15 protein-coding genes are annotated in these 22,194 nt (G+C 47.9%); 10 read left to right on the forward strand and 5 right to left on the reverse strand.

All coding sequences use genetic code 11. The features are described 5' to 3' along the window. Window positions 1–292: 292 nt before the first annotated feature. The 3 genes from AACM02_RS08000 (at window position 293) to AACM02_RS08010 (ending at window position 5,108) form a co-directional block, all read left to right on the forward strand. Window positions 293–928: a hypothetical protein gene (locus AACM02_RS08000; RefSeq protein ID WP_339116627.1), complete on the forward strand. Its 636-nt coding sequence runs from the start codon at window positions 293–295 to the stop codon at window positions 926–928. A 194-nt stretch (window positions 929–1,122) separates the two neighbouring features. After that, window positions 1,123–3,795, forward strand: coding sequence for a calcium-translocating P-type ATPase, PMCA-type (locus AACM02_RS08005; protein ID WP_339116628.1), 2,673 nt, complete (start codon window positions 1,123–1,125; stop codon window positions 3,793–3,795). Window positions 3,796–3,944: 149 nt separating this feature from the next. Next, a complete protein-coding gene (locus AACM02_RS08010; protein ID WP_214063438.1) occupies window positions 3,945–5,108 on the forward strand; it encodes a phosphoglycerate dehydrogenase in 1,164 nt (387 codons plus the stop codon). 14 nt (window positions 5,109–5,122) lie between these two features. On the opposite strand, the gene AACM02_RS08015 is transcribed toward AACM02_RS08010, so the two are convergent. Genes AACM02_RS08015 through AACM02_RS08025 form a run of 3 tightly spaced genes read right to left on the reverse strand, consistent with a single transcriptional unit; the run spans window position 5,123 to window position 8,766 of the window. After that, the gene (locus tag AACM02_RS08015) at window positions 5,123–5,671 is read right to left on the reverse strand and encodes an acetyl-CoA carboxylase biotin carboxyl carrier protein subunit (protein ID WP_214063439.1); all 549 of its coding nucleotides are present in this window, start codon (window positions 5,669–5,671) and stop codon (window positions 5,123–5,125) included. 15 nt (window positions 5,672–5,686) lie between these two features. Continuing rightward, on the reverse strand, window positions 5,687–7,183 hold the full coding sequence (locus AACM02_RS08020; RefSeq protein WP_339116629.1) for an acetyl-CoA carboxylase biotin carboxylase subunit: 1,497 nt from the start codon (window positions 7,181–7,183) through the stop codon (window positions 5,687–5,689). A gap of 50 nt (window positions 7,184–7,233) precedes the next feature. Continuing rightward, window positions 7,234–8,766: an acyl-CoA carboxylase subunit beta gene (locus AACM02_RS08025; RefSeq protein ID WP_339116630.1), complete on the reverse strand. Its 1,533-nt coding sequence runs from the start codon at window positions 8,764–8,766 to the stop codon at window positions 7,234–7,236. Between the two features lie 58 nt (window positions 8,767–8,824). On the opposite strand from AACM02_RS08025, the gene AACM02_RS08030 reads away from it, so the two are divergent. Together AACM02_RS08030 and AACM02_RS08035 are read left to right on the forward strand one after the other, a co-directional pair. Further along, window positions 8,825–9,031 (forward strand): hypothetical protein, encoded by a 207-nt coding sequence (locus AACM02_RS08030; protein WP_332457231.1) that lies wholly within the window; start codon window positions 8,825–8,827, stop codon window positions 9,029–9,031. Window positions 9,032–9,045: 14 nt separating this feature from the next. After that, complete coding sequence (locus AACM02_RS08035) at window positions 9,046–11,862, forward strand: glycosyl hydrolase (RefSeq protein ID WP_339116631.1); 2,817 nt, start codon at window positions 9,046–9,048, stop codon at window positions 11,860–11,862. Here the strand turns inward: AACM02_RS08035 and AACM02_RS08040 are convergent. Then, the gene (locus tag AACM02_RS08040) at window positions 11,806–12,684 is read right to left on the reverse strand and encodes an aldo/keto reductase (RefSeq protein WP_339116632.1); all 879 of its coding nucleotides are present in this window, start codon (window positions 12,682–12,684) and stop codon (window positions 11,806–11,808) included. The two genes, AACM02_RS08035 and AACM02_RS08040, sit on opposite strands and share 57 nt — an antisense overlap. 192 nt (window positions 12,685–12,876) lie before the next feature. Here AACM02_RS08040 and AACM02_RS08045 point away from each other — a divergent pair, with 192 nt between their 5' ends. The 5 genes from AACM02_RS08045 (at window position 12,877) to AACM02_RS08065 (ending at window position 21,528) form a co-directional block, all read left to right on the forward strand. Next, entirely contained in the window at window positions 12,877–13,323 is a 447-nt protein-coding gene (locus AACM02_RS08045; protein ID WP_339116633.1) for a hypothetical protein, read from the forward strand. 89 nt (window positions 13,324–13,412) lie between these two features. Beyond that, window positions 13,413–14,915: an efflux RND transporter periplasmic adaptor subunit gene (locus tag AACM02_RS08050; RefSeq protein WP_339116634.1), complete on the forward strand. Its 1,503-nt coding sequence runs from the start codon at window positions 13,413–13,415 to the stop codon at window positions 14,913–14,915. A 16-nt stretch (window positions 14,916–14,931) separates the two neighbouring features. Further along, window positions 14,932–18,015 carry an efflux RND transporter permease subunit gene (locus tag AACM02_RS08055; RefSeq protein WP_339116635.1) on the forward strand — a complete coding sequence of 1,028 codons (3,084 nt, stop codon included), beginning with the start codon at window positions 14,932–14,934 and terminating at the stop codon, window positions 18,013–18,015. After that, entirely contained in the window at window positions 18,012–19,187 is a 1,176-nt protein-coding gene (locus tag AACM02_RS08060; protein WP_339116636.1) for a TolC family protein, read from the forward strand. The genes AACM02_RS08055 and AACM02_RS08060 overlap by 4 nt, the downstream gene beginning before the upstream one ends. A 64-nt stretch (window positions 19,188–19,251) precedes the next feature. Next, window positions 19,252–21,528 (forward strand): S9 family peptidase, encoded by a 2,277-nt coding sequence (locus AACM02_RS08065; protein ID WP_339116637.1) that lies wholly within the window; start codon window positions 19,252–19,254, stop codon window positions 21,526–21,528. 5 nt (window positions 21,529–21,533) lie between these two features. Here AACM02_RS08065 and AACM02_RS08070 read toward each other — a convergent pair whose 3' ends face one another. Further along, complete coding sequence (locus tag AACM02_RS08070; protein ID WP_339116638.1) at window positions 21,534–22,193, reverse strand: DUF2461 domain-containing protein; 660 nt, start codon at window positions 22,191–22,193, stop codon at window positions 21,534–21,536. Window position 22,194 lies beyond the last annotated feature (1 nt).

Raw genomic sequence — 22,194 nt, forward strand, 5'->3', positions numbered from 1 at the left:
CTTCCCTTGTACAAAATATGTTTTATAACATATATTTGACCTGTTTTTGAGTGAATTACTATTTTCTGAATTTTTAGGTAAAAAAGAATTATAAATTTTTTTCTGTATGCTTTTATTCAGCAATGTGAACAGATAAACTATAAATAATTTAAGAATAATTATAAAAAATGTTTTATTTTTGTGAATAAAACGGACGATTTGTTAATTTTGTAGCCTAATCACATTGTTTTCCTTGTTGCTTCTTGAAATTAAAAAAGTTCGGTGTCAGCACGTTAAACTCTGACGTAATTGTATGAAAAAGTTTTTTCTCTTTCTCCTGGGTTTTTCAGCCTTATTTTTTACTGTTGTTTCGTGTTCCAAAGAAGAAAGCAATAACGAATTGTCGGAACAGGAACAAAAGGAAGTTATACTGGCCATGTTTAATACCGGTACCAAAGGTGTGAATCAAGGCATGAACAACGAAAGCGGTACGGGCACGAAATCTACGTTGCGTGCTGATTTTCGAAGCGCGAGTTATCCTGTTAAATACGATGGGACCTACGATTATCCGGATGGGAAAGGGGGTAATATACATCTCGCGATTAACCTGGGTGGTGTTATCAATTATAACCTGGAGCCGTATCAATGCCTGGGAGGATTTATACTGATTAACATAGCTGAGACAATAAATCATTTTAGGGTACCCCTGACCAACGGCAGGGAGGTGTATCTGGACACTGACCAGAGTGTTACCTTTGCGGGAACATTTAAATTACAGCCTGGTTGTTCAACGTTCGATCCGTCTGGCTCACACTTTCGGATAGAAGGCCGTTATCGCTGCAACGGCATTGAATATGACGTTCTGTTGCTCGGATCCATCAAAGCCGACGGAACGTGCGACAGCATTAGCGGAACCGTCAACGGAATTATCCTGAGTTTTGATTTTTGACGGATTGGCCGTATCGGTTGACAGAGGCGTCATTTATGGCGCCTCTGCCGGTATTTGTCCGGTTGTCGCACGGCTTAAGGGCATTCCAAACAATTTATCCTCCGGTTTGTTTTATCAGGTACGGTGCTTTCGACTGGAGCGGAGTGAAAGCTGAATAAGTAATTTCTTAATGACCGCAAACAAAACAAACAACTATGAAACCATTTTTCAACCAACCTGTCGGGGAGGTGTTGCAACAGTTCAATGTATCTCCAGATCAAGGCCTTTCTTCTGCCGAAGCAAAAAAGAAACTCGAAGAGGCAGGGCCTAATCAGCTGGCGTCCAAGAAACAAAAATCCATAGCGGTAATCTTTTTTGAGCAGTTCAGAAGCAGTATGGTGGTTATATTGCTTATAGCCGCAGCTGTGTCGGGTGTTATCGGCGTGATGGAGGGAGAGGGGCTGACCGAAACCTTCATTATCCTTGCTATCCTTATCGTAAATGCTATTATCGGCGTGATGGAAGAAACCAAGGCTCAGTCATCGCTCGATGCCCTGAACAAGATGAGCGCACCGCGGTCAAAAGTATTGCGGGACGGTGAAGTGACGGAAACGGTATCTACGCAGCTTGTTCCGGGCGATATAGTGATTCTCGACACCGGTGATATTATCCCTGCGGATATGCGCCTTATCGAAGCGGTAAACTTGAAGATTCAGGAATCGGCACTTACGGGGGAATCGGTGCCGGCGGAAAAAAGTACGGAGGCAATTGATACGGAAGATGTTCCGTTGGGAGACCGTGACAACATGGCTTTTTCTACCGGTGTAATAACTTACGGTCGGGGAAAAGGAGTGATAGTTAGCACGGGAATGGATACCGAGGTGGGTAAGATTGCCGGTATGCTGCAAAGTGCACAAGAGACGGAAACTCCGATGGGAAAAAGATTGGAGCAGCTCGGAAAAATTCTGGGTTATGTGGCGCTTGGCATCTGTGTGTTGATTTTTGCCGTGGGTATGCTGTATGGAAATCATTGGCTGGAGATGTTTATGATGGCTGTAAGCCTTGCCGTGGCAGCTATTCCTGAAGGTTTGCAGATCGTATCGACCATTGTGCTGGCCATTGGTGTCCAGCGTTTGGTAAAGCTCAATGCCATCGTGCGTACACTGCCGTCGGTTGAGTCGTTGGGAAGTACCACCGTGATCTGCTCCGATAAGACGGGAACGCTCACACAAAATAAAATGACCGTGGTGGAAGGAATGGTAAGCGGAAATCGATGCGATTTCAGAAATCCGCCCGTTCCTGAAGAGTTAAGCGACGATGAGAGAATCCTGCTGAACTCATCGCTCCTTTGTACCGATGCCCACCTGAAAATGTTGCCCGACGGTACACACGAAAACGCCGGTGATCCTACCGAGACAGCTATTGTGGATATTGCTCTTGCCCTAAACCTGAACAAGAACGAAGAGGATCGGAAGTATCCGCGTGTTTCGGAAGTGCCTTTCGATTCGGAACGGAAGCGGATGGCTACCGTCAATCAGATGGCCAATGGGAAGCTGCGTGTGAACGTCAAGGGTGGCCTCGACGAAGTGCTGGCGGTTACCACGCACATCCTGATGCACGGGAAAGTCCGTACCATTACCGAAGAAGACATAACCACGATCCGGAACGAAAACAACCGGATGGCTAAATCTGCGCTGCGGGTTCTTTCCGTGGCGTATAGAGACATTGACCGGCTCCCAGACCGTGTAGATGCAGAGACCATTGAAAGAAACCTGGTGTTTATCGGTATGTTGGGGATGATCGATCCGGCCCGTCCCGAAGTGGTGGAAGCCGTAAAGAAATGCAAGACCGCAGGAATACGCCCGGTGATGATAACGGGTGATCATAAGGTGACAGCCGTGGCCATTGCCGCTGAGATCGGGATTTATACCGAAGGCGATAAGGCAGTGGCCGGAAATGTGTTGCAGGAAATACCCGACGAGGAACTTTATCGTGACATAGAGAAATACTCGGTTTATGCGCGTGTGGCACCCGAGCACAAGGTGAGGATAGTAAAAGCATGGCAATCACACGGAGATATTGTGGCAATGACCGGTGATGGGGTAAACGATGCACCTGCGCTTAAGCAGGCTGATATTGGCGTCTCAATGGGGATTGTGGGAACCGAGGTGGCCAAGGACGCATCGGATGTAGTGCTTACCGATGACAATTTTGCCACCATTGTTGGGGCTGTGGAAGAGGGCCGCCGCATTTACGATAATATTCTCAAAGCCATTCAATTCCTGCTCTCCGCTAATGTGGGCGAAGTATTGCTGATTTTTATCGCTTCTGTCTTCAACCTTGGAAATCCGCTTACGCCTATCATGATCCTCTGGATAAACCTGGTTACCGATAGCCTGCCGGCACTGGCGCTGAGCATGGACCCGGCAGAAAAAGACATTATGACCCGCCATCCGCGTGACCCGAAGCGGGGCTTCTTCACCCGGGGAATGACCTGGCGCATTTTTTACCAGGGAATGACCATTGGTCTGATCTCGCTGGCCGCTTACCGGATAGGATTCAACGATGGCGGACAACAGCTGGGGCAGACCATGGCGTTTGCTGTACTGGCTTTTTCACAGCTGCTGCACGTGCGTAACCTACATTCCAACAGGCGGTCGTCTTTCAGAACAAGCCCGATGAGCAACAAGGCGCTAGTGCTTGCCATTCTCGCGTCAGCTGTTTTGATGCTCATTGTATTGTTTTTACCCGCCATCCGTGACATCTTTAAGATTGTCGAAATGGATGGAGTTCACTGGCTGTATGTTGTCGGGCTGTCGTTTGTTCCGATTGTTGTGGTAGAAGCGGTGAAATTACTGGGGATAAACCATACCCGGGATGAGTATTAATACAACTTGACTTATTCTTACTATTTTTTGTAATAAATTGTAAAATGAGATGAAGATTTTATATCTTTGCGTTCGAAATTTGAAGTCATTTGTTTCAAATAATAAAAACATCTGCTCGTCGATAGTAATTCTCTAATTAACAATAAATAATGGGTAAGTACAAGATTAAAACCCTGAACGGAATTTCCGAATCGGGGTTGGAAAAATTCGGACAAAACTTTGAAGTAGGTGAAAAAATGGATGCACCGCATGGGATCATCTTACGCAGCGCGTCGTTGCATGAGATGGAATTTCCCGATAGTTTGCATTGTATAGCACGTGCCGGAGCCGGAGTTAATAATATCCCCGTAGACAAATGCGCGGAAAAAGGAATCGTTGTTTTCAATACGCCGGGGGCCAATGCCAATGCGGTAAAGGAACTCGCAATTGCTGCCATGCTTTTGTCGTCGAGAAAGATTGTGGAAGGGATTAACTGGACACGGTCGTTAACAGGGGACGATGTGCCCAAGCAGGTAGAGAAAGGAAAAGCGCAATTTGTAGGACCGGAAATTCGCGACAAAAAGCTAGGTGTAATTGGACTTGGAGCTATTGGAGTAATGGTTGCCAATGCAGCGGTAAACATGGAAATGGATGTTTACGGATACGATCCCTATATTTCTGTTGATCATGCATGGGGTTTATCGCGTTCGGTGAAAAAAGCTAACGATCTGAAGAAAGTTTTCAAGCACTGCGATTACATCACGTTGCACATCCCTTTGACGGATGAGACAAAAGGTATGCTCAACAAGGAGGCGTTTGCTCAAATGAAAGAGGGAGTGCGGATAATCAATCTTTCCAGGGGAGAGCTTGTGAACGATGCGGACATGATCGATGCTTTGGAGGCCGGTATTGTGAGCGAGTATGTAACTGATTTTCCCAACGAAAAGATGATCAATGTCCCCGGTGTTATTCCTGTCCCGCACTTAGGTGCCTCTACTCCGGAAAGCGAAAACAACTGTGCCGTGATGGCCGTACTGCAGACGAAGGATTTCCTGGAGAATGGGAATATCCGGAACTCGGTGAATTTTCCGGTCTGCGACATGGGTATCAGTATCGTAAAACACCGGTTGACTATTGCACACAAAAATATTCCCAAAATGCTGGGGCAGATTTCTGCCGTACTGGCTGAACAGGGCACCAATATTGCCAATATGATCAATCGCAGCCGCGGTGATTACGCTTACACGATGGTGGACCTGGAGGAAGAGATTACCGACGAAAACGTGAAACGCATCAAAGACATTGCGGGTGTCTTAAAAGTGCGGGTTATCTAGCTGTTTCTTACCGGTTACTCGTCTATAGAAGTAATCTCTACCAGCAGTTCGTCCTGCATGATCGATTGTCCCGGTGCAACATGTATTTTGCGGATTACACCGTTGCAACAAGCAGTGATTTCGTTTTGCATTTTCATTGCCTCGAGCCTCAATACCGGTTCGCCTTCGTTCACCAGATCGCCCTCGCTGACAAAAATATCGACAATTTTTCCCGGCATGGGCGATTTCAGGTTGTTGCCGGCTTGTACTTCAACTCCTTTATTGAGCAAATTACGTCGCAAGTAGGAGAAGATAGACTCGATGCTGAATTTGTATTCCACGCCGTTTACCTTTACCATGATCCGGTGCTGGTCGCGTTGGGTTATTTCGCACCGGTATGTGGCATCGCCCATACTGAAGGACGAAAAATTATTTTTGTGTTCAATGAAAAAAACGTCCTTTTCTTCACCGTTGATGATTGGTTTTGACTCTTTGGGCAAGTAGATTTTATACCTGTCGCCGTTGTCCCGCATGGCGATAAACAAGCGGGTGGCATCTCTTTTGTATACGTATGATGTTGCCATTTTGTTAATTACCGTTTATTTGTTAATTCTCTTGTTGAGTACCCAGACGTTGAGTGATTCGCTTTTGAACATTGGGGAATCGGACGAGTATTGGAGGTATTCTTTCGCATAAGTGATGGTCGCTGCCAGCGCTGCCATCATGGCTTCGTCTTCCGATTCGAGCATGTCGGTGGTGAAAACCGAGTCTATCCAGTGTGTGGTATACGTAGCTTCCCTGAATTCCTTGCTGCGCAGGACAGTCCGGCAAAACGGCACAGTTGTTTTCAATCCCGAAATTGAAAATTCTTTTAAAGCATTCAGGGTTTTATCGATACAATCGTCCCGGTTTTCGCCGTGAACGATGATCTTGGCAATCATTGAATCGAAGTAGGGGGTGACCACTGAGAAATCCTTAACGCCGGTTTCCACGCGTATATGATCTCCGTGTGGAAAGAAAACCCTTTCAATAAATCCGGTTTGCGGCGTGAAGCGGTTTTGCGGATCTTCCGTGTTTACCCTGCATTCGATGGCCCATCCGTTAAGCCTGATCTCTTTTTGTTTCAGCCGGAGTTTCTCGCCCAGGGCGATCCGGATCTGCCATTCGATCAAGTCTACCCCGGTTATCATTTCTGTGACAGGGTGTTCAACCTGGATGCGGGTGTTCATCTCCATGAAATAGTAGGATCCGTCTTCGTCGAGGATAAACTCGATGGTGCCGGCAGAGTAGTATCCAATGGATTGGGCAAACTTCACGGCCAGCTTGCCCATTTGTTCCCTTGTCTTGGAATCGATGCTGGCCGAGGGTGCTTCTTCGATCAGTTTCTGGTGTTTTCTTTGCAAGGAGCATTCCCTTTCACCCAAATGAATGACGTGCCCGTATCTGTCTCCAAGGATTTGAAACTCCAGGTGTTTGGGGTTCGTCAGGTATTTCTCGATAAAAATATCGCCGTTACCGAAGGCAGCCACCGCTTCATCGTAGGCCGATTTGAAGTGGCGCTCCATGGTTTCGGCTTTTTCCACGATGCGCATTCCGCGTCCGCCACCACCCGCTGATGCTTTAAGAATGACCGGGTACCCGATTGTGTCGGCGAACTCTTTGGCCACCTGTGCATCGGTAATGGCGCCTGCACTGCCTGGGACGAGCGGCATTCCGGCCTCGGCTGCCATTTTCTTCGCAATGGTCTTGATGCCCATGTTTCGTATCAAATCGGAGGAAGGGCCGATAAACGTAATACCGTTCTGTTGGCAGAGGGCGGCAAAATCCGGGTTCTCCGAAAGGAATCCGTACCCGGGATGGATCATGTCGATCTGATGCTCAAGAGCGAGCCTGACGATCTCTTCGGGATTGAGGAAAATGATGCTGCCGGTCAGGTTTTCCCGCACGGGAATGATTACATCGGCATATTCCAGGTACATGGCATCGGGCTCACGGTTACCCTGAATAACGCAGGTAGTTAAGCCTAGTTTTTTTGCCGACCGGATAATGCGTATAGCTATTTCACCTCTGTTGGCGATAAGAATTTTTTTGTTCATGCTGTGATTCAGTTTTTTGCAGAGGCTGTCCAACAAGCCTCTGCGTCATATTACAACGGTATGTTTCCGTGCTTCCTCTCGGGTTGGGAATACTGTTTGTTGGCTAAAATATCAAAGGCGGTGATGAGCACCTGCCGGGTCTTCGAAGGCTTGATCACATCGTCGATCATCCCCAGTTCTTCTGCCTTAAACGGGTTGGCAATCTCGTCCTTGTACTTTTCCACCAGCTCCTTTTCAACAGCTTCCCGGTCGGAAGCTGCGGCAAGCTCGGCTTTGTTTACTATTTTAATGGCTCCGGCGGGGCCCATCACTGCAATTTCAGCCGTTGGCCAGGCGAAATTAAAATCGCCGCCGATACCCAGGCTGTTCATCACGATAAATGCTCCGCCGTATGCTTTCCGGGTAATGACGGTGACCCGGGGAACCGTAGCTTCACAAAATGCGTATAGCAGCTTGGCCCCGTTGCGGATAATTCCGGTATGTTCCTGTTCAGACCCGGGCATAAATCCGGGAACATCTTCCAGCACCAGAATGGGAATGTTAAAGCTGTCGCAGAACCGAACAAAACGGGCGCCTTTTATGCTGGCGTTTATGTCTAATGTCCCTGCCATTACCTTAGGCTGGTTTGCCACTATTCCAATTGTTTTCCCATCCAGTCGCGCAAAACCGACGAGTATGTTTTGTGCAAATTTCTCGTGAATTTCGAGAAAGGTATTGTTGTCTACCAGGATATTGATGATCTCCTTCATGTCGTACGGACGGTTCGGATCATCGGGAACAATCCTGTTCAGATATTCCTGACGCTCCGCATTGAAACTGACATCCATGGAAACAGGGACTGGATCGAAATTGTTCAGGGGAAGGTAGGCCAGCAGTTTGCGAACCTGTATGATGGCGTGTTCTTCGTCTTCGAACACGAAGTGGGCTACGCCGCTTTTCTCTGCGTGGATATTCCCTCCGCCCAGCTCATCCATACTGATATTCTGGTTAAGGACTTCCTTCACCACATCGGGTCCCGTAACGAACATGTACGACGTTTTGTTGGTCATAATCACAAAATCGGTCATGGCGGGAGAGTACACCGCACCGCCAGCGGACGGGCCAAGAATAACGCTTATCTGCGGAATAATTCCGGACGAACTGACGTTGTTTCTGAAGATCCGCGCGTAAGCCGATAAACTGTTGATGCCTTCCTGAATCCGCGCGCCGCCGCTATCGATCAGGCCTACACAGGGAGACCCGAACTTAAGCGCCATCTCCTGAACCTTGGCAATTTTCATCCCGTGCGCAAAACCCAGTGATCCGCCCATTACGGTAAAATCCTGGGCATAAGCAAACACGCTGCGTCCCTGTATCAATCCACGCCCTACCACAACTCCATCTCCGAATGCATTTTGAGTTTTTTTAATCGCTTTAGCCGGCTCAACGAAAGTATTGAGTTCGAAGAAGCTCCCTTCGTCGAACAACACGTTTAATCTTTCGCGTGCAGTAAGTTTGAGCTTGGCATGCTGTTTTTGTACGGCAACCTCTTCCATTTCCTGCAAAAACTGCCTCCGTTGCTCGAATATTTTTCTTTTGTTCATATGATTTTATTGACGGTATAGCAAACAATAAACAGCTGGATAAAAAAAAAGTTTCTTAATGCGTATCGAAAAGCTTGAAATGGATAATATTTGGTTTAATCCGTGCCGGGGAAATTTTTTTAATAAAAATTATTACCTTTACCGGGAGAACAACCTTTTTCCTTCTCCGAGCATTGATACGGGCGGAACTCCGGGACCCGTATCCGGAACAGGAAGCTATAGTGGCAGAGAGAACATGAAACAATACCGGAAAGGAATCGAATAATCAACTCTATTCAAATGAAGAGGATCCTGCTTTTTTTTATCGTGTTAATACATATTACAGCCGTAAGTTCCCAACACAATTCATGGCCCCGGCCTTCCGTCGAATGTAAGCCGTGGACACGCTGGTGGTGGTTGGGAAGCGCGGTAGACCCACCCAATTTAAGCTATAATCTCGAAGAACTGGCCAGAGCGGGCATGGGTGGAGTAGAGATCACGCCGATCTATGGGGTAAAGAACGGTGAACCCCAGTACATAAACTATCTCTCTCCGAAATGGATGGAAATGCTTTCCCATACCGTATCCGAAGCGCACCGGCTGGGCATGGAGGTAGACATGAATACGGGAACCGGATGGCCTTTCGGGGGCCCCGGTGTAACGGTTGAGGATGCAGCAACAAAAGCACTGTTTCAGGAATATAAAGTGAAGGGAGGTACAAGAATGGAGATGAAAATCACGATCGGGGATGAAGAACAGAGAAAAGTGGCATACCTGTCTAAGCTGTACGCTTTTTCCGATGACGGCCAAAAAACAGACCTGACTTCCTCCGTGGGTCAGGACGGCATTTTAGATTGGCTGGCACCGGCGGGGAACTGGAGGCTGATTGCGTTGTTTATCGGGAAGACATTTCAGCAGGTAAAGCGTGCTGCGCCGGGTGGCCTGGGGTATGTAATGGATCATTTCAACAAAAGTGCCGTAAAAAATTACCTCAACAGGTTTGACGATGCTTTTTCTCGCAGCGGCGCCCCGTGGCCGAACGCATTTTTCAACGATTCTTACGAAGTTTACGGAGCAAACTGGAGTCCCGGCTTTTTGGAGGAATTTGAACAGCGAAGAGGATATAAGCTGGAGGAATACCTGCCCGAGTTATTGGGTAAAGGACAAACAGATACCTCCCGTAGAGTGATTTCCGATTACCGGGAAACGATGGGAGAGATGTTGCTGGAAAATTTCACGGTTTCCTGGACGGAGTGGGCAAACAGGCACGGTGCTACCACTCGGAACCAGGCACACGGATCTCCGGCTAATATCCTGGATCTTTATGCTACTGTGGACGTTCCCGAATGCGAGATTTTTGGAATAACGGGTTTTGATATTCCCGGATTACGAAAAGACAGCCTGATTAAAATAAATGACGGGGATCCGGTAACCTTGAAATTTGCCAGTTCGGCTGCCCACATTTCGGGGAAAAATTATACCTCATCGGAAACGTTTACCTGGTTAACGGAACATTTCAGGACTTCACTGGCGCAATGCAAGGCTGAGATAGACCAAGTGTTCACTTCAGGTGTAAATCATGTTTTTTTTCACGGAACACCTTATTCACCCCGGGAGGCTGCCTGGCCGGGCTGGCTTTTTTACGCATCGGTGAACCTGTCGCCTACCCAACCGATCTGGAAAGATGCACCTGCTTTTTTCTCCTACATAAACCGGGTGCAATCGTTCCTTCAATACGGAAAGCCGGATAACGACCTGTTGGTCTATTTTCCGGTTTACGATATCTGGTACGAGCAGCAGGACGATTTCTACTTCGCTTTTTCCATACACGGCTTACGCGAAAAACTTCCCCGGTTTTATCAAACGGTTGAGAAAATAAGAACGGGCGGCAGGGACGTGGATTATATTTCAGACCGGTTTATCCGGTCGTCGTCAGTCGAAAACGGACTTATTAAAACGGCTGGCGGTGCTACATACCGGGCGCTTGTCTTGCCTGCTGTAAGATTTATGCCGCATGAGACCCTGGAGAAGATTTACGAATTGGCTACCGAGGGTGCAAAAATCATTTTCGTTGATCAATACCCCGGCGATGTTCCCGGTTTAAACGACTTAAGCGGCAGAAGACAAAAGTTCATGCGATTGATCTCCCGGTTTCCCCGGGCTGATTTTCAGAAAACAGCCCGGAAGAAAACCGGTAAGGGTGAATTTATTACCGGTACGGATTACCCAAAACTGTTTGAAACGGCGAAGATCGGTCACGAAAGTTTTGTACAGGAATTCAGGGGGCAGCTGGTTCGAAGAAAGAACGAAACAGGTCATCATTACTTTTTTACGTTGTTGACCGATAACGAGATCGACGGTTGGGTACCCCTGGCCGTCGAGGCCCGGTCGGCCATGTTTTTCAATCCGATGGACGGCAAATCGGGAAAAGCGTTGTTGCGTAAAGAAAAAGGAAAAGCCGAAGTATATATGCAGCTGAAACCGGGTGAATCCGTTGTTTTGAAAACCTTTGCCCACGATGATGTGGTTGTCCCGGAATGGATGTATTCCCGGGATTCCGGGAAAGAGTTCAGGATTACGAACGGTTGGAGTCTGGAGTTTATGGAAAGTGAACCTGCCATTCGGGGCGTTTTCGGAATAGACAGCCTGATGTCCTGGACGGAAATCGGAGAAGAACGTGCGAAAAGAAATACGGGAACAGCACGTTACCGCGTGAAATTCACGATAAACAAAGTTCCCGGAAGGGAGTATCTGCTTAACCTGGGTGATGTGAGGGAAAGTGCGCGCGTGTATGTGAACGGAAGGGAAGTAGGAACCCTTTTTGCCGTTCCTTTTACAACCCGTATCGGCAGGTACCTGAATAACGGTGAAAACTTGCTTGAAATCGATGTTACGAACCTGCCCGCAAACCGGATTTCGGATTACGACAGGCGGGGAGTTCAGTGGCGTATTTTCAACGATATCAATGTGGTGGACGTAAATTATCAACAGACACTTTACGATAAATGGGAAACGGTACCTTCGGGTTTACCGGGGCCGGTTACTGTAAAAGAAGTTTTACTAACCCATGACCCTTCCGACAGCGTCGTCTACCTGGGCAATGGATTCCAACCCTAACGTCATGCAATGGATGTTGGCCTCGGTAAGCGCAAACTTCAACGACTGTTCGCGTTCACCGTCACTTACGTGACGGCCTTCACCGAAAATCTTCATGCCTATAACCCCTTTTCCGTTCTTCCGGGCTTTTCCCAGAAGTTCTTTTACCGCGTCGGGAGTCCCGTCCATGAGGCTTTGAAACGGATTGATGCGCGCCATGATGACATCCACCCACGGGTTGTCTACTGCTTCAACCATGGCATCCCAGTTGTGGCAGGAGACTCCCACCGCTTTGATTATACCGTCTTGTTTGGCTTTCGACAATCCATCCATATAATGCCTGCGGTTCTGGCTCCAACCTCCCTGCATCAGGCAATGCATCAGTACAATATCTATATACCCGGTGCCGAGCTCCTGGCGGTAACGGTCCAGGGATTCCTGTACCGGAATGTTTTTGTCCGATCCGTCTTCATACGTCCAGATCTTTGTCAGCAGGGTGATTTTTTCACGGGGGAGGTTTTTTATTGCTTCACCGACATACGGGTGCGATCCGTACGAGTCGGCCATATCGAAGAACCGGATACCTCTTTGGTAGGCATGGTGAGCTATCTCGACAAATTTCTCCATGCCTAACCGGGTTTGGTTTGATGCCTTTGATCCTCCCCGGGAACCTGTACCCAAAGCAATACGTGACACGTTCAGCCCTGAGTTTCCCAGTTTAACCCGGTCAACGGTAATTTCGGGGGTATATGATAATTTCAATAAACCCGGTCCGCCCACGGTTAACCCGGCAAAGCCTGCCAGCCCGGTACGGATAAATTTTCGACGCGATAAATTTTTCATGAGTTTGTCCGTTTTTCTTTTGCTTTTAAAATGTTCGACGTCTCAAAAATACACAATAAATTCATAAATGCAAGCGTTAAAGGGTTTTTATCGTGAATTTTAACCCTGATCTGCACTGTTTCGTTTGCTTTGATCTCCTTTTCATTTGGAGGGTATATAAATTTTTTTTTACCTTTGCGGACATACTCAAGGATGAAAAGAGCAATTGGAATAAGTTTGATGTTTTTAGCCAATATGGTTTTATTGGCTCATGTGTTTATTCCGCATCACCATGCGCTTTCTGAATCCTGCAGTATATCTTATCATCAAAGCGATGCGGCGCATCATTGCCGGCACCTGGATAGCAAAGCCAATTTCTCTGAAAACGACAGGAATGCTCACCGGGAGTTAGGGTTGAAAGATTGCCTGCTGGACAATATCTACATCCGCTTTGTCAATGACAGCCACACTCTTCACTCCGGAGGAGATGATGTGGAGGGTGATTCTCCGTTTTCAGTACTGTACCTTCCCGCAGATTATTCCAACCGGATTGAACCGGAAAGTACACCGCTTCCTTTCCTGCGAAAACCGCATTTAATCTCTTTATATACCGGCCATATAGCTCAATCCAAAGGATTACGAGCTCCTCCTTTCTGCTGATTTTTACCGTTTTTTTACGATCAACTTCCGGAATAACTCTTTCCGGTTGATTATTCATCTCTTTTTATATTCCATTAAAATCAGTTACAATGAAATTAACTTATTTGGTTTCAGCGTTGTTTCTGGCGGTTGCAACCTTGTCTTGTAACCGGAACAACGATCAGGACCTAGACCACGGCCACGTGGATAATCTGCAGCTGCTTTCCTACAGTGACGACTTTGAAGTGTTTGCAGAGGCAACTCCCTTTGCTGTTGGTCACGAAAGCGAAATCCTTGCTCATTTCACTCGTTTGGAAAATTTTAAACCGCTGGAAAGCGGAAGCGTAACGGCAAACCTGGTTGTCGACAATGATACCGTAAGCCAGACCCTCGATTCACCCACGCGCCCGGGAGTTTTCAGATTTATCCTGAAACCCGGGGAGAAAGGAGAAGCAAAGCTGCTGTTCAACGTGAAAATATCCGGTAAAATATCGCAGCTTACCGTTGAGGGAATCACCGTGTTTGCCGACCTGAACGACGCTATACATGCGGCAGAGGATGCGGTGATTACAAGCAGCAACGGTGCTGTTTTTACCAAAGAACAAAGCTGGAAGGTTGATTTTGCTACCGAAGAGATCCGGAAGGAGCCTTTCGGACAGGTCATCCGGACGATCGGGCAAATCCAGCCGTCGCCGGGCGATGAACGTATTGTCGTGGCAAAAACTGGAGGTGTGGTGCTCTTTCCCGGAGATGACGTGGTGGAGGGGAGAGCTGTGGGTGCGGGAGAAACGTTGTTTACCATCGATGGCAGCGGCATGGCCGACAACAACCTCTCCGTCCGTTTCTCAGAGGCTAGGAACGAGTATAGCCTGGCCAGGGCAGAATACGACCGCAAGGCTGAACTGGCGAAAGACCGGATTGTTTCGCAACGCGAGTTGCGGAGGGCAGAAACCGAAATGGAAAATGCCCGGGCAAATTTCAATAACCTGCAAAAGAACTTCTCTGCCGGGAAACAATCGGTGAATTCACCCATCGGCGGGTTTATTGCGGCTGTCCTGGTACGCAACGGAGAGTATGCAGAAGCCGGACAGCCTGTTTTAAGGGTTTCTCAAAACAGGAACTTATTTGTTAAAGCGGAACTGCGGCCCAAATATTTTGAAGAACTCAACCGTATTTCCACCGTTACTTTCCGCTTTATGGAAAACAAAGCAACCTACACGCTGGAAGAGCTGAATGGCCGTGTAGTTTCGTTCGGAAAATCGGCCGACACGGGCAATCCCCTTCTTCCGGTACTGTTTCAGGTTGACAACCGGGCCGGTTTTATTCCCGGTAGTTTTATCGAAATGTTTATCCGGACGCAGGCGGGAGAAGAGGTGTTGACTGTTGCCAATGAAGCGGTAGTGGAGGAGATGGGCAATTATTTTGTGTATGTTCAACTGACTCCCGAACTTTTTGAAAAACGTTTGGTGAAAAGAGGACGGACCGACGGGCTTCGCACAGAAATCACGACGGGCGTTTCGGAGGCTGAACGTGTTGTCAGCAAGGGAGCTATCCTGGTCAAGCTGGCACAGGCTGCGGGTGCAATCGATGTTCATTCCGGCCACGTTCATTAATTAAAGATCCTGAATTATGCTGAATAAGATAATAAACTATTCACTCAATAACAAGCTTTTTGTGTTGTTGGGTGCGGTTCTTCTCATTGTGGGCGGTTTATTCACGGTCCAGAAGATGGATGTGGATGTGTTCCCTGATCTGACTGCCCCTACTGTTGCTGTTATGACGGATGCCCACGGCATGTCTGCCGAAGAGGTTGAGCGTTTGGTGACTTTTCACATTGAAACTTCCGTAAACGGTGCTACCAACGTACGCCGCGTACGCTCGGCGTCGATGCAGGGATACTCCTTTGTCTGGGTTGAATTTGACTGGGGTGCCGATATTTTTAAAGCGCGCCAGGTGGTGAGCGAGAAAATGGTTACGTTGGGCAGCGTATTGCCCGAAGGTATTGTTCCGGTACTCGCCCCACAGTCGAGTATTATGGGCGAAATCCTTTTTATCGGATTGAAGTCTGACAGCACCTCGCAGATGGAATTGCGTACGTTGGCGGAGTGGGTGGTGAAGCCGGCAATCCTGGCGACGGGAGGCGTCTCACAGGTTACGATTATTGGAGGGGATTACAAGCAGTACCAGCTCCTGGCCGATCCGCAGAAGATGGATTTTCTGGGAGTGAGCATGAATGAACTGGCTCAGGCCGGGAGAAGTTTTAGCGCTAACTCATCGGGAGGTGTTGTCCGCGACTTTGGAAACGAATACATGATTCGAGGAATGGCCCGTTCCAACGACCTGGAGGAACTGGGGAACACGCACATTAAAACCGTGAACAACCGGCCCGTTGTAGTGTCTGATGTGGCAGAGGTAGTGATCGGGAGCGCGGTGAAGTACGGATACGCTTCCGAGAATGCTGAACCTGCTGTGATAATAGCCGTTTCCAAACAACCCAACATCAACACGTTAAAAGTAACTGAAAATATTGAAAAGAACCTGGGGGAGATTGGAAAGTCGTTGCCTCGGGATGTGGTTATGAATACCCGGATATTCCGTCAGGCCGATTTTATTGAATCATCTGTCAGAAATGTGGGGAGCGCTATGTTAGAAGGAGCGCTGTTTGTGGTTGTCATCCTTTTTCTTTTTTTAGCGAGTTTTCGCACGACGATCATCTCCATCGTGGCCATCCCGCTTTCATTGTTCGGAACGGTTATCGTCCTGCACTTTCTGGGGATGAACATCAACACGATGACATTGGGAGGAATGACTATTGCCATCGGTTCACTGGTGGATGATGCCATTATTGATGTGGAGAACGTGTATAAGCGGTTAAGACAAAACCATCGAAAGCCCCGGGAAGAGAGGAGGCCGGTATTCGATATTGTGTTGAACGCGTCCATTGAAATTCGCGCATCCATTCTTAATGCGACATTGATTATTATGGTGGCCTTTATTCCGTTGTTCTTCCTTACCGGAATGGAAGGACGTATGCTGAAACCGCTTGGTGTTGCATTTATCGTCGCGCTGTTTATGTCGTTGATTGTCGCCATGACAGTCACTCCGCTGATGTGCAAACTGTTGCTCTCCAACGAAAAGTACCTGGATAAAAACAAAGCAGACAGCTGGCTGACGGTCAGGCTGACAAGCCTTTATGAAAAATCACTCGAATGGGTGCTCCGGAACAAGAAGAAGGTGCTTTATCCTACGATTGGCTTGTTTCTGGTTTCGGTTGGCTTGTTCTTTACCATGGGGCGAAGTTTCTTGCCGGAATTTAACGAGGGAGCCCTGGTAATAACGGCAGTGACCAAACCCGGAGTTTCGCTGGAGGAAACCAACCGGTTGGGAGACCTGATGGAAACAGAGTTGCTGAAGATCCCGGAGGTGGCCAGCACTGCACGCCGTACCGGACGTGGTGAACTGGACGAACATTCGCAGACGAGCAACAGCTCCGAGATTGATGTGCAGTTCAGATTGACAAAAAGGAGCAACGAGGAGTTTATGAAGGAGGTCCGCAACGTGTTGGCGGCTGTCCCCGGAATGGCGGTGACCGTGGGACAACCGCTCGGACACCGCATTGATCATATGCTCTCGGGAACGCGGGCAAGCATAGCCATAAAACTTTTCGGTACCGACCTGAGCGATTTGTTTATGCTGGGCAACCAGATTCAACACTCGATAAAAGGGATTGACGGCTTGGTGGATGTTTCGGTGGAGCAACAGACGGAGACGCCACAACTGCAACTGAGGGCTAACAGGGGAATGCTCTCGAAGTACGGTATCTCGGTAGAAGACTTTAACCGGTTTGTGGAACTGGCCTTTGCCGGGGAGAAGTTAGCCGATATTTACGAAGGGCAGCGTAGCTTTGAGCTGATCTTGCGGCTGAACGGGAACTACACCGAAAGTATAGACCGGGTCCGTTCGGCGTTGATTGATGTGGGCAGCGGCCGCAAAGTGCCGCTGGAAGAGATTGCCGATATTGTTTCAGTTGGCGGCCCAAGCAGTATTTCGCGTGAAAATGTGCAGCGCAAGATTGTCGTTTCCGCAAATACGTCGGGACGCGACTTGAAAAGTGTGGTGGATGATATCCGGCAAAACATTGAGGAGAATGTCGTCTTGCCCGAAGGCTATAGGATTGAGTACGGTGGGCAGTTTGAGACAGCGGCAAACGCTACACGCACGTTATTGATTGCATCGCTTCTGGCAGTTTGTGTCATCTTCTTGCTGCTGTACGGAGAATTCAAGGACCTGACTCTCTCGGCCATCGTTTTGCTCAACCTTCCGCTGGCATTGATTGGTGGGGTCCTGGCTGTGTTTTTTACTTCCGGTGTTATCAGCATACCGTCCATCATCGGTTTTATTACCCTTTTTGGTATTGCCACGCGAAATGGAATCTTGCTGATATCGAGGTATCAGCACATGCAGCAGGATGGGGAGCCTCTTCACCAAAGGGTGTTGCACGGTTCCACCGATCGTCTTAACCCCATTCTGATGACTGCGCTCACGGCTGCTCTGGCTCTTGTACCCCTTGTTTTTCAGGGTGGGAAACCCGGAAATGAAATCCAAAGCCCCATGGCTGTAGTTGTGCTGGGCGGTTTGCTTACCTCCACTATCCTGAATATATTTATTGTTCCCATCGTGTATGAAACAATAGAGAAAAAAAGAAAAAAATGAAAGCTTTTATTTTTATCATCCTTTATATTGCTCCTTTTGTGGCTCTTGCCCAAGATAGATATGCCGCTGTTTTGCAGCGTATTGAAACAAATAATATCACCTTGGCTGCATTACGGGAACAAACGGAAGCGCAGAAAATCGAAAACCGTACCGGGATCTATATCTCTAATCCGGAAGTTGAATTCAATTACCTTTGGGGAAATCCCGCGGCTATCGGCCGTCGTACCGATCTTGCGGTTACTCAGTCCTTTGATTTCCCAACGGCTTACGGCCATCGCAGAAACATTGGCGACCTGCAAAGCAGGAATGCCGATCTCGCTTACAAGGCAGAACGAACTCGCTTGTTGCTTCAAGCCAAGCAAACCTGTATTGATCTGGTGCATTACAATGCCCTGGCAAAAGAATATGGGATACGCCTGGAGAATGCACAAAGGATTGCGGACACTTACCGCATCAGGTTGGATAAGGGTGATGCGGATATTCTCGAGTACAATAAGGCCAAGCTGAACCTGACCGCCATACAAACCGAACGGGCAAAGGTAGAGGCTGAACAGGTAGCTTTGCTGGCTGAACTGAAAAGAATGAACGGCGGAAAGGAAATCTTTTTTACACAGGATGAGTTCACTCCTCCGGTACTTCCTGCAGATTTCGAAGAATGGTATTCGAACGCGGAAGCGAAGAATCCCGTATTGCAATACGTAAAGGGAGAAGTCAATATAGGAAAGGAACAGGTAAAGCTGAGCCGTGCCTTGTCGTTGCCTAAGTTCACAACCGGGTATATGAGTGAAACAGTGGTTGGAGAGCAATTCCGGGGTATTACGCTGGGAGTCTCCATCCCGCTTTGGGAGAACAAGAACAGGCAACAGCATGCACAGGCCCGGGTAAAGGCTTCGGAAACGGCACTGGAGGATACCCGGCTACAGTTCTATACCCGGCTGCAGGGCCTTTACCATAAAGCATCGATATTGCAGCAAAACGCATTGGAACTTCGCCGGTCGATAACGGAAAACAGGAACGACGCGCTCCTGAAAAAAGCGCTGGACAGCGGAGAAATTTCCTTGCTGGATTACCTGATGGAGATCGGGTATTATTACGATGCCGTTATACAAGCGTTGGTAGTTGAGCGCGATTACGAGCAGGCTTTGGCGGAATTATCCGCAGTGGAACTATAATACGTGGTTCCTGTGTCCAAAACAATTTATTTGATCGATTGTTTTATAGTAAAAACCAAGTATCATGAATCTATTTAAAAAAACGGGCATCATCATTGCCTTAACAACTGTTGTTTTTATGGGTGTAAATGCACAAAGTGTTTCAGGAGACTGGAAGGGAACCTTATCGGTTCAAGGAATGAACCTCGATCTTATTTTTCATCTGGCCGAAGAAAACGGAAGTTATTCCGGCACGCTGGATGTGCCCGTGCAGGGCGCAACGGGAATTCCGGTGGACAAGGTGGAAACTGACGGAAAAACAATTAAGCTGGGAGTATCGGCGGCGCAAATCATCTATAACGGAGCACTACAAGGCGACAGCATCGTTGGAAATTACGAACAAGCCGGAATGTCGTTGCCGCTGACCTTAAAAAGATTTGAGAGCAAGCTACCTGGAATTACGTCCTTGGTTTCGTCCGAAGAGGAACTGCAAGCCTTGAAGCTATCCGACAAGGGAGATTACAAATACAGGGTGGAGGATTATTTCGCCAAGCCGAAAGCCTCTTCTTTTCAGCTTTCGCCGAACGGCAAATATTTGTCGTATATGGAGAAGGATGGGTTGAAAAATCACGTGTATATAAAAGAGATCGCCACCGGCAAGGTCACCCGGGCCATTGAAGAGAAGGAGGAGCCTATTAAGGGTTACGGGTGGGTAAACGACAGCCGTTTGATATTTGTCATGGATAAGGGCGGCAACGAGAACTACCATATTTATGCGGCAAATACCGACGGTAGCAACCTGATGGACCTGACTCCCTTTGAAGGGGTAAGAGCGATGATGTTGAATGAATTGAAAGACCAGAAAGATTACATCATCATCTCGATGAACAAAGACAACAAACAGGTTTTTGAACCCTATAAATTGAATGTAAACACCGGAGCTCTGGAGAAGCTTTTTGAGAATAACGATCCGGCCAACCCCATTCAGGGATATGATTTTGACAAAGACGGCACTTTGCGCGGCTACACCAAAATGGTGAACGGTGTTGAAATGGAATATTATTACAAAGACTTACAGTCGGGGAAGTTTACTTTGCTGAAGAAAATGAAGTGGGACGACACCTTCGGGATCATGAGCTTTAATTATGCGAGTAACCATCCGGATGATGCGTATGTGATGACAAACCTTGATTCCGACAAAACGGAAATTGTGCTGTACGACCTGAAACAAAACGAGGTAATCAAAAAAATATTTTCCAATCCCCATTTTGATGTCTCGGGGATGAGGCTTTCGCGGAAGAGGAATTACGAAATCGATTACTTTGCATACGAGGGAGAAAAATACGTGATTCTGCCCCAGAGCACGTTCTTTAAAGATTTTTCCAGGAAGATGGCTAACGAATTCAAGGACGTGGAATATTACGTGACTGACTTTGACGACGATGAAACGAAGTTCCTTATTGTGGTACAAAGCGACAGGGTGTATGGGAAGTACTACGAGTACGATGTCCGGACCGGAGAATTCAGCCTGCTGTACGACCTGATGCCCCAGCTCGATCCCGACGACATGGCGGAAATGAAGCCGATCACTTTTAAAAGCCGTGACGGACTTACGTTACACGGATACATTACCTTGCCGAAGGCAGCGCTGGAAGGAGAAAAAGTCCCTTTGGTAGTGAATCCGCATGGCGGTCCGCAGGGAGTCCGTGATTCGTGGGGCTTTAATCCGGAGGCCCAACTTTTTGCCAGTCGTGGGTATGCCACGTTGCAGGTTAATTTCCGAATATCGGGCGGATACGGGAAGGAATTTCTGCGTAACGGCTTCAAGCAAATCGGCCGGAAGGTAATGGACGATGTGGAGGATGGCGTGAAGTATGTGATCGGCCAAGGATGGGTGGATCCTGCTAAAGTTGCCATTTACGGAGGTAGCCACGGCGGTTACGCCACCTTGATGGGGTTGGTCAAGACTCCCGGTCTCTACACGTGTGGCGTGGACTACGTTGGGATTTCCAATATAGAAACATTTTTTGCCTCTTTTCCCGAGTACTGGAAACCACTTACAGAGATGGCTAAAGAGATTTGGTACGACCTGGATAATCCCGAAGAGGCAAAAATTGCCCGGGAGGTTTCGCCGATTTACCAAACCGACAAGATCATCCGTCCGGTTTTTGTGGTGCAGGGGGCGAATGACCCGAGAGTGAACATCAACGAATCCGACCAGATTGTTACTGCGTTGCGGGCCAAAGGCCTGTATGTACCTTACATGGTGAAGTACAATGAAGGACACGGATTCTACCGGGAGGAGAACCGGATGGATTTTTACGGTGCGATGATGGGGTTTCTGGCCAAGTATTTGAAATGAAGCTTTTAGTGTACTGCTCTGTTTAGGAAATCGTTGAACGGATACTGCACTTTGAATAATTCCATCAACCGTCCAATGACATCCGCCTTCTCGAAAAATTCATTGTCGAGTGCCCGGTGCGTCACAAAGTGTTTGTTTTTCAACAGCTCAACCTCCTTGAAATCCTTCGGATACCCTTTGGGCGGGTTTTTGAGCTTTTCCTCGTTCGAGAGGGCGGGGAAAAGTTCACAAAACCGTTTGTCGTCCAAAATCCTGCGTATCTCTTCCGGATGTTGATAGATCGAGTTCCGTATAGATTCCAGCACGGTAGGGTCGGGAGCATAAATACCCCCGGCGATAAATGATTCGTCGGGTTGCAGGTGGACGTAATACCCGGCCATGCGGGTTTTTCTTCCGCCATTGGCGATAAAAGCGCTGAAATGGGTTTTGTAGGGTGTTTTATCGTTCGAGAAACGAATATCCCGGTAAATACGGAACATGCATTCACTAGCAGTTATCGTTCCGATGCTCGGGTCGAGCTGGCTGAGCGGCACGATAAGTGCGTTGACAAATGCTTCGAACGATGCACGTGCCTGGTTGTAATCGCTTTTATGTTCGTTGAACCAGTTTCGGTTGTTGTTGGCCTCCAGGTGGACCAGGAAGTTGAATATTTGGTTGAAGTTCATT

It is taken from the genome of Petrimonas sp. (genome assembly GCF_963921705.1).
Lineage (GTDB): Bacteria > Bacteroidota > Bacteroidia > Bacteroidales > Dysgonomonadaceae > Petrimonas > Petrimonas sulfuriphila.

Coding starts and splice junctions, on each gene's coding strand:
- AACM02_RS08035 (WP_339116631.1), top strand. CDS start 9,046: ATGAAGAGGATCCTGCTTTTTTTTATCGTGTTAATACATATTACAGCC.
- AACM02_RS08045 (WP_339116633.1), top strand. CDS start 12,877: ATGAAAAGAGCAATTGGAATAAGTTTGATGTTTTTAGCCAATATGGTT.
- AACM02_RS08070 (WP_339116638.1), bottom strand. CDS start 22,193: ATGAACTTCAACCAAATATTCAACTTCCTGGTCCACCTGGAGGCCAAC.
- AACM02_RS08030 (WP_332457231.1), top strand. CDS start 8,825: ATGCGTATCGAAAAGCTTGAAATGGATAATATTTGGTTTAATCCGTGC.
- AACM02_RS08055 (WP_339116635.1), top strand. CDS start 14,932: ATGCTGAATAAGATAATAAACTATTCACTCAATAACAAGCTTTTTGTG.
- AACM02_RS08020 (WP_339116629.1), bottom strand. CDS start 7,183: ATGAACAAAAAAATTCTTATCGCCAACAGAGGTGAAATAGCTATACGC.
- AACM02_RS08040 (WP_339116632.1), bottom strand. CDS start 12,684: ATGAAAAATTTATCGCGTCGAAAATTTATCCGTACCGGGCTGGCAGGC.
- AACM02_RS08065 (WP_339116637.1), top strand. CDS start 19,252: ATGAATCTATTTAAAAAAACGGGCATCATCATTGCCTTAACAACTGTT.
- AACM02_RS08060 (WP_339116636.1), top strand. CDS start 18,012: ATGAAAGCTTTTATTTTTATCATCCTTTATATTGCTCCTTTTGTGGCT.
- AACM02_RS08010 (WP_214063438.1), top strand. CDS start 3,945: ATGGGTAAGTACAAGATTAAAACCCTGAACGGAATTTCCGAATCGGGG.
- AACM02_RS08025 (WP_339116630.1), bottom strand. CDS start 8,766: ATGAACAAAAGAAAAATATTCGAGCAACGGAGGCAGTTTTTGCAGGAA.
- AACM02_RS08015 (WP_214063439.1), bottom strand. CDS start 5,671: ATGGCAACATCATACGTATACAAAAGAGATGCCACCCGCTTGTTTATC.
- AACM02_RS08005 (WP_339116628.1), top strand. CDS start 1,123: ATGAAACCATTTTTCAACCAACCTGTCGGGGAGGTGTTGCAACAGTTC.
- AACM02_RS08050 (WP_339116634.1), top strand. CDS start 13,413: ATGAAATTAACTTATTTGGTTTCAGCGTTGTTTCTGGCGGTTGCAACC.
- AACM02_RS08000 (WP_339116627.1), top strand. CDS start 293: ATGAAAAAGTTTTTTCTCTTTCTCCTGGGTTTTTCAGCCTTATTTTTT.